11 protein-coding genes and 1 tRNA gene are annotated in these 13290 nt (G+C 66.1%); 6 read left to right on the plus strand and 6 right to left on the minus strand.

Annotation, left to right across the window (positions count from 1 at the left end; genetic code table 11):
• Positions 1–71: 71 nt before the first annotated feature.
• Complete coding sequence (locus ACYVD7_RS13990) at positions 72–1613, minus strand: M4 family metallopeptidase (protein ID WP_460764427.1); 1542 nt, start codon at positions 1611–1613, stop codon at positions 72–74.
• A gap of 128 nt (positions 1614–1741) precedes the next feature.
• Here ACYVD7_RS13990 and ACYVD7_RS13995 point away from each other — a divergent pair, with 128 nt between their 5' ends.
• Positions 1742–1930 carry a hypothetical protein gene (locus ACYVD7_RS13995; RefSeq protein ID WP_460764429.1) on the plus strand — a complete coding sequence of 63 codons (189 nt, stop codon included), beginning with the start codon at positions 1742–1744 and terminating at the stop codon, positions 1928–1930.
• A 223-nt stretch (positions 1931–2153) separates the two neighbouring features.
• On the opposite strand, the gene ACYVD7_RS14000 is transcribed toward ACYVD7_RS13995, so the two are convergent.
• Together ACYVD7_RS14000 and ACYVD7_RS14005 are read right to left on the minus strand one after the other, a co-directional pair.
• Positions 2154–4619: a winged helix-turn-helix domain-containing protein gene (locus tag ACYVD7_RS14000; protein WP_460764431.1), complete on the minus strand. Its 2466-nt coding sequence runs from the start codon at positions 4617–4619 to the stop codon at positions 2154–2156.
• A gap of 405 nt (positions 4620–5024) precedes the next feature.
• Positions 5025–5100, minus strand: a tRNA-Ile gene (locus tag ACYVD7_RS14005).
• 137 nt (positions 5101–5237) lie between these two features.
• Here ACYVD7_RS14005 and ACYVD7_RS14010 point away from each other — a divergent pair.
• Complete coding sequence (locus ACYVD7_RS14010) at positions 5238–5609, plus strand: SnoaL-like domain-containing protein (RefSeq protein WP_460764433.1); 372 nt, start codon at positions 5238–5240, stop codon at positions 5607–5609.
• A gap of 123 nt (positions 5610–5732) precedes the next feature.
• Here ACYVD7_RS14010 and rpoD read toward each other — a convergent pair whose 3' ends face one another.
• The gene (gene rpoD / locus ACYVD7_RS14015; protein ID WP_460764435.1) at positions 5733–7589 is read right to left on the minus strand and encodes an RNA polymerase sigma factor RpoD; all 1857 of its coding nucleotides are present in this window, start codon (positions 7587–7589) and stop codon (positions 5733–5735) included.
• A 142-nt stretch (positions 7590–7731) separates the two neighbouring features.
• A complete protein-coding gene (gene dtd, locus ACYVD7_RS14020) occupies positions 7732–8172 on the minus strand; it encodes a D-aminoacyl-tRNA deacylase (protein ID WP_460764437.1) in 441 nt (146 codons plus the stop codon).
• Positions 8173–8234: 62 nt separating this feature from the next.
• Between dtd and ACYVD7_RS14025 the strand changes: the two genes are divergently transcribed.
• The 3 genes from ACYVD7_RS14025 to ACYVD7_RS14035 all read left to right on the plus strand — a co-directional run bounded on the left by ACYVD7_RS14025 (position 8235) and on the right by ACYVD7_RS14035 (position 11280).
• Positions 8235–9161 (plus strand): lauroyl acyltransferase, encoded by a 927-nt coding sequence (locus ACYVD7_RS14025; RefSeq protein ID WP_460764439.1) that lies wholly within the window; start codon positions 8235–8237, stop codon positions 9159–9161.
• 4 nt (positions 9162–9165) lie between these two features.
• On the plus strand, positions 9166–9660 hold the full coding sequence (locus ACYVD7_RS14030) for a PH domain-containing protein (protein ID WP_460764441.1): 495 nt from the start codon (positions 9166–9168) through the stop codon (positions 9658–9660).
• Between the two features lie 114 nt (positions 9661–9774).
• Positions 9775–11280, plus strand: coding sequence for a PH domain-containing protein (locus ACYVD7_RS14035; RefSeq protein ID WP_460764443.1), 1506 nt, complete (start codon positions 9775–9777; stop codon positions 11278–11280).
• 149 nt (positions 11281–11429) lie between these two features.
• Here ACYVD7_RS14035 and ACYVD7_RS14040 read toward each other — a convergent pair whose 3' ends face one another.
• Complete coding sequence (locus ACYVD7_RS14040) at positions 11430–12482, minus strand: CDP-glycerol glycerophosphotransferase family protein (RefSeq protein ID WP_460764445.1); 1053 nt, start codon at positions 12480–12482, stop codon at positions 11430–11432.
• Between the two features lie 25 nt (positions 12483–12507).
• Between ACYVD7_RS14040 and ACYVD7_RS14045 the strand changes: the two genes are divergently transcribed.
• Complete coding sequence (locus ACYVD7_RS14045) at positions 12508–13290, plus strand: glycosyltransferase family 2 protein (RefSeq protein WP_460764447.1); 783 nt, start codon at positions 12508–12510, stop codon at positions 13288–13290.

A 13290-nucleotide genomic window follows, 5' to 3' on the forward strand; every position in this document is an offset into this window, starting at 1 on the left:
GTGCAAAGCAGGTGCAAAGCGCGCCGGAGTGTCCGACCTCCCGGACACCCCGGCGCTCCCCCTGCCTGGGTTCAATTCACGCTGACGGCGGACCAGGCGGTTGCAACCGCCTTCGCTTCGGCCGAAGTGGCGCCGTACAGATCGTTCGCGGCGCTGATCGTGGCCGCGCGTGCACCGGCGTAGTTGGTGCTGGAAGTGAAGTACACGCTCAGCGCGCGATACCAGATCTTCTCGGCCTTGGCGCGACCGATACCGGCGAATGCCGTCCGGTTGCAGGTCGGCTTCGGCGTGTGGTTCACGCCGCTGTAGGTCTTGGCGCCCGTGCCTTCGGCCAACAGGTAGAAGAACAGGTTGGCCACGCCCGAGGAGTAGTGGACGTCCAGACTGCCGATGCCGTTGTAGTAGCAGTTGGGCGAGGCGTGATCGGCGGACGGATTGAACATGTAGCGCAGCGCACGCTGGCTGGCACTGCCGGACACGTTGGCGACGAAGACTTCCTCGCCGATCAGATAGTCCGGGGTGTCGTGCGCGTTGTTGGCATAGAACTCGACCATCGTGCCCAGGATGTCCGAGGTCGCTTCGTTCAGGCCACCGGATTCACCCGTGTAGATCAGGTTGGCCGTATGCGAGGTGACGCCGTGGCTCATCTCGTGGCCGGCGATGTCGAGCGCCACCAGCGGGCTGAGGTTGACGCCGTCGCCGTCGCCATAGGTCATGCAGAAGCAGTTGTCGTTCCAGTAGGCGTTGCTGTAGCTGAAGCCGTAGTGCACGCGGTTGTAGGCGCCTTTGCCATCGTTGGCGATGCCGCTACGGCCGTGCGTGTTCTTGTAGTAATCCCAGGTGACCTTCGTGCCGTACTGCGCATCGGCGGCGGTGGTGGCAAGATCGGAAACGGCGTAGTTCCCCCAGACGTTGTCGGTGTCCTTGTAGACCTGACCCGAAGTACGGCTGTTGGACGCGTCGATGGTGCGGGTGCCGCCGCGCGATGGATCGCGCAGCTCGTAGCCACCGAGGATCGCGTTGGTGGTCAGGGCGACATCACCCGAGTACAGGGTCCTGGCCGTCCCGTTGGCGACCGCGGTCTCGCGGTTGCTCCAGCGCTCCAGCACGCGGCCGCGGTGCGCATCCAGGATGTAGGTCATGTCCGCACGCTCGTTGTGCAGGCGGATCTGCCAGGCCAGCCGGGGCGCGCCACTGCGGGCGTAGACCACCAGCGCACTCTCCGGAGCGCCCGCAAAATCGGAGCCGAACTCAGCGCCGGCGGCGACGACCGCCGCGCTCGAGTCGACGCTGGGCCGGACCGACAGGGACAGCGGCGCGCCCTGGGTCATGGAAACGCCTTTGAACTGGCCGTTGCGCGAATGCATGACCAGGTCGCCGCCGATCACCGGCAGTCCCGCGTAGGTGCGGTCGAAGCGGACGTGTTCGGTTCCGTCCTTGTCGACGGTCACATCACGCACAACATACTGATCATGGACGGAAGACCGGACCGCAGGCGCGTGGCCGCGAAGCAGTTCGAACGCGCGCCCGGTGGGCGATGGATTGGACGCCAGCGCACTACTCACGGCCATGGCCAGTACAGCTACTGCATACGGCTTGGTATTCAGATGCATGAACGCTCCCCGGGTCGATTTCCGATGCAGTGCAGTGGCTTCTGCATCACGGCGTCCCGTCTGTGCGGGATCGCAAGTGGGTCCACGTTCCGCCCCAGCCCGTCCGCCCCACAAGAGGGAAAAACGGCATGGTCATGGAAAAGAAATGGAGCGGAGATGCCTCGGTCAACCAGGCCCGGGACGGTCACGCGCGGGTGATGTCGATGCGGCCCACGACCATCCTGAAGCGCGGGAACGTGGAGGCCGCGCCCGCGGCCGAGGGCAGCAAATCGCCAGCGCTTTTTTGCGCCAAGCCCCCGTACGCACTGGATCAATGATGTCTGCGTACGCAGGCGTACTCATTCGCCTGATGCCTGGGCTGTCGCCCGAGCACAGCAATAGACCCGTCGGTGGGACGGCTGGTTGAAGCAGATCCCGAGCGTGGCGAGGAGCCTCTACCTGGGACTGAAAAACGGGCGGAGGTCTACCTGCTGTCGGCCGCGGACGCGGCCCCAACACTCCAGCGCTTGAAGATGGTCGCGGGTCCCTTCGAACCTCAAGTCACAAGACCGGCTCAACCGCGACATCGCGATCACCGCGAAGCGCGTTTGCGCGTTCAAGTGCCGCGACAGCCGCTCGCTGATCTCCGAGCGCCCGATAGAGCGCCAACATCGACCAGGCAACGCGATAGTCCGTCTCCGCGTACTTCTCCAGCCTTCCCATGATGGCCGAAGCGGCGTCGTACTGACGTGCATCGAGCAGGACCCTCGCCTGCACGACGCCCGTCTGGATCTCTGCTTCGGGGGACATTCCCGCCACGCCAGCAGCCCGATCCGCATGCGCAAGCGCGGTCGCTCCATCGCCTTCGGCTCGCGCAATGAGTGACCGCGCCAGTTCCAGGTCCACTGCGTGATGACGGGCATCCTGTTCGCCAACCGACGCGTCGCTGGCCAACCACGATTTCGCCAATGGCAGGTCGCCGATGCGCAGCGCGGTCTGGACGGCCACCAGCATCAACCTGTCGTCCCCAGGGGCCGGGGGCGGAGCACTCCGGACCAGCTTCCTCGCCCCGCCCAACTCGCCCTGCGCCACGTGCAGGCGCAGCAACAACTCCAGGAGAGCAGGATCGGTGTCGCGCACGCCACGCGACTGGATGCGGGCCAGCGTGTCGCCGGCGTCGTTCATTCGCCCTTGCGCCATCTGGATCCTGGCCGTCGTCACCAGGACCTGAACCATCAGGCGGTTGTCTTCCAACTTGGGCAGATACGGCTGCGCGCGACGAATGGCGTCCCAGGCATCGGCGGGCCGGGCCAATGCAAGCAGCAACGACGCCTTTTCGCTCAATGAATTCACAAGATAGTCGTTGACCCGAAACCGCTCGAATGTCTCGATCGAACGGTCGAATTCGCTCAGGGCCTGCGCATAGTTGCCGCGCAGGATCTCGGCCAGGCCGATGTTGTGTCCAATCGCCCCCAACAAAACGAGATCTCCGGAGCGCTGGATCCAGACACGGGACTGGCCCAGGTACTCCATGCCGCCGCCGACGTCGCCGCGCTGGGCGCGGATGATGCCCAGCCCTTGATAGACGAGCCCGGTCAGTCGCGAATTGATGCGGTCGGATGGCAACGACTGCAGGAGCTTCAACGCCTGGGTAAAGCGGAGCTCAGCTGCGTCCACGTTGTTCCGGGCGCGTTCCGCTCCGGCCAATCCCTGCAGCGCGCCAATCTTCGTGGGCGTGTCAGCGTCCGTCGCCTGGTCCAGGGCCTGTTGAAACAAGGTCGCGGCCACGTCGACATGCCCAGCGCGAAACTCGAGCTTGGCCTCGCGATAGAGAAAGCGGGGATCGCGACGTTCGGCTGGCAACGAGGTCCTGAGCAGGCGGGTCGCTTCCTGCAGCCGGCCCGCCAGGATTTCCGCATCGAGCCGCTGCAGACGCTCGGCTACAGGACTCGGCGGCGGCCCCGATTCGCCCTGCCCACCCAGTTGCCGTAGCCACACGTCGGCCACTTCGGCGACGGCCGCCAACGCCGTATTGCCTCGCGCCTGGAGTCGTTGCTCCCGGCCGCCTTCAAATAGGCGCAGGACGACCCGCCAGCCGTTGCCCTCCCGCTGCATTTGCGGCAGGACAATCCAGCGCGCGCCGCTGAGAGAGCGCAGTTTCTTTCGAGCAACCGCGGGCGCATCGCCTTCGATCGCCGTGCTCAGACGCATGGCCTGTTCGCTGGGGAGCACATTGACGCCGCTGGCACGCAGGCGTGCCGCCATATAGTCCATGGCGCCCAGTCGGGCCCACGCATTCTCGGAATCCATCGGAACGACAGCCACCGGCATGACCAGCACCGCGTCATCCGCCGCCTGCGTCGGACCTTCGCCCCGATAACGCGAATAGACGAGGAAACCAAGGCCGACCGCCACGATCAGTGCGATCAGTAGAGGCAGGCCAATGCGCAGCAGACGGCGTCGCTTTCCGATCGCCGATGAAACTTCTGTCGCCTCTTCGACGCCCGCCCCGATAGTCTCCGGCAGCTCGGCCTCCAAGGCCACATCGACATCCAGAGCCTCCCCTTCGATATCCGATTCGATTTCGCTATCGGCTTCGACGTAATGCGCCGAAGCCGAAGCCGAATGCATGGCACCGCGCCCCCCCGCGTCACCCGCTTCGGCCATGCTGGCATCCGAAGGGACCGCCACCTCCCTGATCGGCGCAACCCAGCGATAACCGAATCGCGGCAACGTGCGGATCATCACCTGCTGGTTGCCGGTGTCGTCCAGCGCCTTGCGCGCACGCAGCAGCGTCTGGGCCACGACCGTATCGCTGGCATCGACACGCCCCCACACCGCCGAAATCAGTTCATCGCGCCCGACTGCACGATCGCGATGCTCGATCAGGTAGACCAGGCACTCCAGCGATTTTGGACGCAGCGCAATCGGCTTTCCGTTGCGCAGGAGTTCCCGCGACGCCGGATTAAGCTCGAATTCTCCGAACAGATACTTGGGGCGCATACGCTCGCCGTTGATCGACTGCACATGGCAGTGCACGAAGTGCTTCGTCCCCAGCTTACAACGAACCCCACGCCGGCAATCGAGCCCACCCGCAGCCACCCAGCGTCGGAAAAGAAAAAGCCCCGTCGACGCGGGGCTCTTTGTTGGGGACGCCATATCGCCATCGCGAGTGGCCGCCAAACTATGCATAGACCATTGGCGTCTACGATCCGTGCGTACATCACGAGCGTGCGCAACCTGGGCGGCGAACACGTGAGTCCCATCGTTCGCAAGTGGCCGACCGCGGGCCGGCGCGGTGACTGCGGCGCGACTTTTACTTCGGACCCAATGAACAGTCAGGACGATAGCGAACAGGAAACCCTGCGAGTTGCGGGTTCATGGCGACGACCGCCGATCAGACAAACGGGACGCAAAAGTGGATGACTTTCTTGGTGGGCCCACCAGGACTCGAACCTGGAACCAAAGGATTATGAGTCCTCTGCTCTAACCATTGAGCTATAGGCCCGAGCGCGCATCTTAACGGTCCACGTGAGCGCCCAACAGGGTTGCAGGGTTGCAGGGCTACCGTGCTGCCGCCAGCCACTGCCACCACGTTGTCAGCAGCAAAGGCGCAAGCTGGGCTTCCCATCAAGGAGAATGCGCATGAACACCCAGCAAGTCGCCGCCCGCCTGGTTGAGCTGTGCCGCCAGGGCAAATACGAGCAGGCCCAGACGGAGCTGTATGCCGACGACGCCGTGAGCATCGAGATGCCCGGATTGCCAGTGGGTGCACTCGGCAACGCCAGCGGCATGGACGAGATCCGGGAAAAAGGACGCAAGTGGGGCGAGAACATCGTCGAGGTCCACGGCGGCAGCGTCGGCGATCCGGTGGTAGCCGGCGACTGGTTCAGCCTCGCCATGGGCATCGACGCCACTTACAAGGACATGGGCCGCGCGCCGATGGAAGAGATCTGCGTGTACAAGGTGCGCGACGGGAAGATCGTGCATGAGCAGTTCTTCTACAACGTCGGCTGAGCGTAGGGCGGGTTTTAACCCGCCGGCAATCCGATGGCGGGTTAAAACCCGCCCTACCAACGCCACAAAAACAGAAGCCCCGCTCAAGGCGGGGCTTCGTGTTTTCGATCCGATTGCCGCGGATCAGTCGATGTCGAGGAACGAACGCAGCTGTTCCGAACGCGACGGGTGACGCAGCTTGCGCAGCGCCTTGGCTTCGATCTGGCGGATGCGCTCGCGGGTGACGTCGAACTGCTTGCCGACTTCTTCCAGCGTGTGGTCGGTGTTCATGTCGATACCGAAGCGCATGCGCAGCACCTTCGCCTCGCGCGGAGTCAGTCCGGCGAGCACGTCGCGCACTGTTTCCGAGAGGTTGATGTTGGTCGTCGCATCCACCGGGGACTCCACATTGGTGTCCTCGATGAAGTCGCCCAGGTGCGAATCCTCGTCGTCGCCGATCGGCGTCTCCATGGAGATCGGTTCCTTCGCGATCTTCATGACCTTGCGGATCTTGTCTTCCGGCATGTCCATTTCCTTGGCCAGCTCCTCCGGCGTGGCCTCGCGGCCGTACTGCTGGAGCATCTGGCGGGAAATGCGGTTGAGCTTGTTGATCGTCTCGATCATGTGCACCGGGATGCGGATGGTGCGCGCCTGGTCGGCGATCGAGCGGGTGATCGCCTGGCGGATCCACCAGGTCGCATAGGTCGAGAACTTGTAGCCGCGGCGGTATTCGAACTTGTCGACGGCCTTCATCAGGCCGATGTTGCCTTCCTGGATCAGGTCGAGGAACTGCAGGCCGCGGTTGGTGTACTTCTTGGCGATGGAGATGACGAGGCGCAGGTTGGCCTCGACCATTTCCTTCTTCGCCTTGCGTGCCTTGGCTTCGCCATAGGCCATCGCGCGGCTGATTTCCTTGATGTCGGCCAGGGTCAGGAAGCTGGACTGCTCGATGGCGATGGTCGCTTCCTGCTCGGAAACGATCTGGTCCTTGACGTCACGCAGGCCCGACGACCACTTCTGCTTGCGCTTGAGCACGTCGTCGACCCAGCCCAGGTTGGTCTGGTTGCCTTCCCACGCGCGGATGAAATCCTTGCGCGGCATCTTGGCGACGCGGGTGGACAGGTCGAGGATGCGGCGCTCGTGGTCCTTCACGCCGTTGACGACTTCGCGCAGGTTGCGGACCAGCGTGTCGGTCAGGCCCAGCGGCAACTTGAGGGTGACGAAGACTTCCGCCATGTCCTCGCGCGCCTTGAGCGTCGCCTTGTGGGTCGGACCGTGCTTGGCGTAGGACTTCTCGAAGCGGCCGTAGGCCTCGGCGATCTTGCCCATGCGATCAGCGACTTCGATCGGATCCGGACCGGTCGGGCCCGCTTCCTCGGCTTCGTCATCGGCACCGGCGACTTCGACGTCTTCGTCTTCCTCGTCGGCATCGACTTCAGCCGCAACAACCGGCACCGGCTCGGGCTCGGGTTCGGCGTCGAGGAAGCCAACAACGATTTCGGCCAGGCGCTTCTTGCCGGTCTTGTGGGTTTCGTAATCGTTGAGGATGTGCGCGATGGTGCCCGGGAACGAGGCCAGCGCGGCCTGCATCTGGTTCAGGCCTTCCTCGATGCGCTTGGCGATGGCGATTTCGCCTTCGCGGGTCAGCAGCTCGACCGTACCCATCTCGCGCATGTACATGCGCACGGGGTCGGTGGTGCGGCCGCCTTCGCCATCGAGCGAGGTCAGCGCGGCGGCGGCTTCTTCGGCCGCGGTGTCATCGACTTCGCGGCCGCTGGCGGCTTCGCCGGCGAGCAACAGGGTTTCGGCGTCGGGTGCGACTTCGTGCACCTCGATGCCCATGCCGTTGATCATGCCGATGATGTCTTCGATCTGTTCCGCGTCGACGAGATCGTCGGGCAGGTGATCGTTGACCTCGGCATAGGTCAGGTAGCCCTGCTCCAGGCCCTTGCTGATGAGCTGCTTGATGTCGGACTGGGGAGCCGGACGTTCGTTGGCCATGGACTGGACACCGGGTGGGGACTTAGGGAACCAAGCATTATACCAGCGGTTGCTGGCGCTGCCTGAAGCAAAGCGCCTGTCCAACAGATGCGGGGCGGAGGCGATTGGATTCGCCCCGCCCGCCGGCGGATCCGGGCCCGCCCTACGCTTTCAGCAGGAAGGTCACCGGCCCGTCGTTGACCAGGCTGATGACCATATGGGCACCGAACCGCCCGGTTTCCACCCCCGGGGCGTGCTTTTGGCGGCACGTTTCCAGCAAGCGGTTGAATACGGGTTCAGCCTCCCCGGGCGGCGCGGCGGTGGAGAACCCGGGGCGCATGCCGCTGCTGGTGTCGGCCGCCAGGGTGAATTGACTGACCAGCAACAAGCCGCCGCCGGTGTCGGCCAGACCGAGATTCATCCGACCCTGCGCATCGGCGAAGACGCGGTAGCCCAGCAACCGCTCGGCCATCCGCTGGACCTGGGCTTCGCCGTCGCCAGGCTCGACCCCGACCAGCGCCAGCAGGCCCGGACCGATGGCGCCGGCGGTTTCGCCATCGATGGTGACGCGGGCCTGGGTGACGCGTTGGATGAGGGCGAGCATGGCGTGTTCAAGATCAACGGGGAGGTCCGCAGCTTAATTTGAACGCCCGCTACACTCGATGCATGCCCGAGTTGATCGCCCGCCTCCTCTATTTCCTTGCCGCCCTGCTTTCCCGCCTGCCCTGGTCCTGGCTGCTGCGCCTGGCGGACGGCATCGCCGCGCTGATGTTGCGGCGGAACACGCGCGAGTCGCGGGTGGCGTGGCGCAACCTCGAGCTGATCCAGCCCAATGCCACCCCGGCGCAGCGCGAGGAGCAGCACCGCCGCATCCTGCGCACGACCGCGCGCCAGGCGATCGAGACCCTGCGCCTGTGGACCCGGCCGCACCAACAGAACCTCGCCCTGATCCGCGAGGAACACGGTATCGACGCGTTCGACGCGGCGATCCGCGCCGGCCGTGGCGTGATCGTGGCCGCACCGCACTACGGCAATTGGGAGCTGCTGAACCAGTGGCTCGCACACCACACGCCGCTGGCGATTCTGTACGCGCCACCGGAATCGAAGGTCGGCGACGCCTTCCTGCGCCGCGTGCGCGCGGACGACGCCAGCGCGCAGCGCGTCACCCAGGTGCGCGCGGAAGGCCCGGGCGTGCGCCAGCTCTTCAAGCTGCTCAAGGACGGCGGCGTGGTCGGGATCCTGCCGGACCAGCAGCCCAAGCAGGGCGAGGGCGAGTTCGCGCCGTTCTTCGGCGTGCCCGCGCTGACCATGACCCTGATCGGCCGGCTTGCCCAGCGCAGCGGCGCGGCCGTGGTGTTCGCGTACTGCGAGCGCATTGGTGGCGAAGCCGGCGCACCCGGCTTCGCCCTGCACATCGAACCCGCACCGCAGGGCATCGGCGACGCCGATCCGAAAATCGCCGTGGCCGCGCTCAACACCGCGCTGGAACACATCGCCCGACGCGACCTGGCGCAGTACCAGTGGACCTACAAGCGCTACACCCACCAGCCTTCGCGCAGCTGGGACGACAACCCCTACGAGGGCATCCGCTGACGCCATGAGTGACTCCACCCTCCCCTACCTGGCCAGCGACGACTGGCACCCGCTGCCGGCGCGCGCCCGCGACCTCTTCGCCGCCAGTCGCGCCTTTCCCCTGCTCGTGCCGGCGAGCGCGCTGGGCTTCGTCGCCTTCCGCCTGCTCGATGGCACGCCGGTACTCGGCGCGGTCTTCGGGGCGATGCTCGGTGCCGCGCTGGGCTTCTGGATCGGCAACCGGCAGTTCCGGCACATCGCCTGGCGGCTGGACGGCGATGGCCTGGCGATCCGGCGCGGACGGATGTTCCAGCGCGAAGTCCGCGTCCCCGCCACGCGCGTGCAGCACCTGGACCTCAAGCGCGGCCCGTGGCAACGCCGGCGCGACCTCGCCACGCTCGTCGTGCATACCGCCGGCACGCGCAACAGCGCGGTCACGCTGCCGCACCTGGATGCGGACGACGCGCAACGATTGCGCGATGTCCTCGGGCGACAGATCGACCACGACGACGAAGCGTGACGTGCCGGCACGGCGCCATGAACGCGAATGCAGCCGCGACGGCGGCGGATCCAACGCAATGACCAACACCGCAGCGATCGCGAACCAGGCTCGCAATGACAGGGGACACGCGGGATGACGGAAGCCAGCCAAGCCAACCAGCGCCTGCACCCGATGTCGTGGTTGTTCGTGCTGCTGCAGCAGCTCAAGCAGTTCATCCTGCCGCTGGTCGCTGCGTTCTTCTTCGGCGGCGACCGCAACGAGCTGTGGCCGTTGATCGGCGTCGGCGCGCTCGCGTTGCTGTCGGTGTGGCGCTACTACACCTACCACTACGGCGTGGTGGACGAAACGCTGGTGGTGCGAAGCGGACTGCTGGAGCGCAGCCTGCGGGTGATTCCCTTCGCGCGCATCCACAACGTGGCGCTTCAGCAGTCGGCGCTGCACCGCTTGTTCGGCGTGGCCGAAGTGCGGCTGGAATCGGCCGGCGGCGAAAAACCCGAAGCCGAGATGCGCGTGCTCAAGCTCAGCGATGCGCTGGCGCTGGATGCCCTGGTGCGCCGGCGCGGACGCGCCAGCACCGCCGATACCGCGGCGGCGGAACAGGCACCCGCCGTCCAGGTGTTGCTGCAGCTTCCGACCAGCGAAGTCCTGCGCCAGGGCCTGGTATCGAACCGCGGCCTGGTCGTTGCGGCGGCGGGTGTTGCCGGCACCTGGCAGTTCGGTGGCGACAAGCTGGCGTCGCGCCTGGTGCAGGACTTCCTGCAGCAGTGGGTGGAGAAGTTCAACGGCTACAGCACGCAGCAGCACTTCGGCGCGATCCAGTACGCGCTGGCCGGACTGCTGGTCGTCGGCACCGTGATGGCACTGCTGCGCGTGTTCTCGATGCTGCTGGCATTGCTGCAGTACCACGGCTTCGTACTCAACGAAGAAGGCCGGCGCCTCACCGTCGAGCGCGGCCTGCTCGGGCGCTGGCGCACCACCTCGCCACGACGGCGCATCCAGGCATGGACGCTGCACGAAGGCCTGATGCATCGCCTGCTGCGCCGGCGCACGCTCGAAGTGGACACGGCCGGCGCCGGACACGGCCGGAATGACCAACGCCGCGCGCTGCACGACATCGCGCCGGTCGCATCGCCGGCCACCTGCGATGCGCTGATCGAACACCTGTTGCCGCGCTCGGGCTGGTCGCAGCTGGCGTGGCAGTCGCTGCCGCAGCGCCAGTGGTGGCGGCTGATGCTGTTCGAAACCGCTGCGGTAGTGGTCGCCGTGCCGCTGCTGTCGTGGCAACTGGAACTGGGCGCGTACCCGCTGGCGTTGCTCCTGTGGCTCCCGTGGGCCGCGTTCAAGGCCAGGCACCGCCTCGCGCACGCGGCCTACGTGCACGATGCGCGCCTGGTCGGCGTGCGCGAAGGCTGGCTGCGTCGCCATTGGCGCTTCGCTGAAATCGACAAGCTGCAGACGCTGCAGCTGACGCGCAATCCGGTCGATCGTCGCTGCGGCACGGCCACGTTATGGCTGGACACCGCCGGCGCCAATCCGATGGCCCCACCGCTGCGGATCCGTTTCCTGCCGGAGGAACAAGCACGCAGGCTGCACGAACGGCTGGCCCGCACGCTGGCGCGGCGACCGCTGCACTGGTGACGATGATTGTCCTGTTGGCTGCGTAGGGCGGGTCTTGACCCGCCGTCGGCGCGCCGCGAACGCCACCCCTCCGCGACGGATGGTGTCGCGAACCGCCGGCGATTCGGCATTCGCGATGGCGGGTCAAGACCCGCCATACCAGACCGCTCCTACCAAAGCCGCCAGTAACCCAGCGACTTGCGGATCTGCAGGCCGCGCAGCCTGGTCATGAAAGGCTGCCGGCGCAGTCGTCCCAACCTTCCCTGCACCAGCGCCTGCGCCGCGGCGAGCACGCGGTAGGACGCGTTGCCATCGCGCAATGGATGGATGGCATCGGCATACGCCGCCAGTTCCGCGCGCAACGCATCGCTGGGCGCGAACGCCTGCGCCAGCATCTCCGGCAGGCGCGCGGGATCGTCGAAATCCAGCATGTGCGGCTTCGGTGCGCGATTGCGGAACGTCACCACCGGCTTGCACTGGACGACGAACTCGGACACCACCGACGTCGTGTCGGCCACCAGCACGTCGGCCGCACGTTCCGCGGTGACGAGCTGTTCGGTTTCGACGAACGCCGCGTTGTCGCCCGCGAGGCTGCGATAGCGTTCGACCAGCGCCGGCGGGCACTTCGGATGCAGGGTGAGCAGCCAGTAACGCTCGCCGTGCGCGATGTCCGCGGCGATCGCGTCGAACAGGTGCGGCGCGGCGCTCAGGCGCTCGGTGAAGGTCGATGCGAACAACACGATGGGGCGACCGCGCGCAGGCGCACGCAACGCTTCGGCGGCGCCATCGTCCGGACGGAACAGCGGATCGAGCTTGGGCCAACCGGTTTCGACCACCTTGAAGTAGCCGTACTTCTGCGCCAGCGCCTGGAACGGTTGCGTGGTGGCCGGGCCCTGCGTGCAGTACAGGTCGAACATGCCGCGCAGGCGGAAGTGACCGCGCTGGTCGCCGCGCTTCTCGACGTTGAAACCGTGAAACACCTGCACCTTGGTACCACTGATGAAGGTCGGCACCCAGTTGGCGGCGCTGAACACCGCACGCGGCTGGGCTGCCACCGCCTGGCGCACGTTGACCATGTTCACCGGCTCGGGCAGGCGCAATCCCGCGGCGCCATCGACGAACAGCGCATGCACCCGATGACCCTTGGCTTGCAGTGCCTCCGCCAGCGGTTGCAGGATGGGCAGCGCGTAGCGCTCGGTCGCGAACAACAGGTAATCCGCCATTACTGCTTCCCAGTCCCCTTCACCGGTGTCGGTCCGCCCACAAAAGGCGCAACCGATCTCAGCGGTCATTATCGCGTTCAACGAGGCCGACCGCATCGGCGACTGCCTCGCGTCGCTGGCTTTCTGTGACGAGATCGTCGTCGTGGACTCGCACTCCACCGATGCTACCCGGGAGATCGCCGCGGCGGCCGGCGCACGGGTCCTGGAACGCACCTTTGACGGCTTCCGCAGCCAGAAGCAGTTCGCCATCGAGCAGGCCACGCACGACTGGGTCCTGTGCCTGGATGCCGACGAACGGGTGAGCGACGTCCTGCGGGCTTCGATCCTCGATCGGCGCGGCCGTGGTTTCGCGGACGCCGCGGGCTACCGGTTTCCGCGGCTGTCGGAGTATTTCGGCAAGTTCCTGCGCCATGGCAACGCCTACCCGGACCACGTGCTGCGCCTGTTCGACCGTCGTCGCGGCGGTTGGCGCGGTACGCGCGAGGTACATGAAGCCGCCAGCGTCGACGGCAGCGTCGCCACCCTGCGCGGCGACCTGATCCACCATCCGTACCGCTCGCTGGAGCAGCAACTGAGCAAGACCCAGCGCTACGCAAGGATGATGGCGGAGCATGACTTCGCCCGCGGCAAGCGCGCGACGCTGGCCAAGCTGGTGCTGGCGCCGGCGTGGCGGTTCTGGCGCGGTTACGTGTTCCGCCTGGGGTTCCTCGACGGCTGGCACGGGCTCGTCTATGCCTACGTGCGCGCCAATTACGTGCGGCAGAAGACCATCATGCTGTGGCTGCTGCAGAACGGGCGGCCGGTGTAG

The sequence above is a fragment of the Lysobacter fragariae genome, assembly GCF_054779775.1.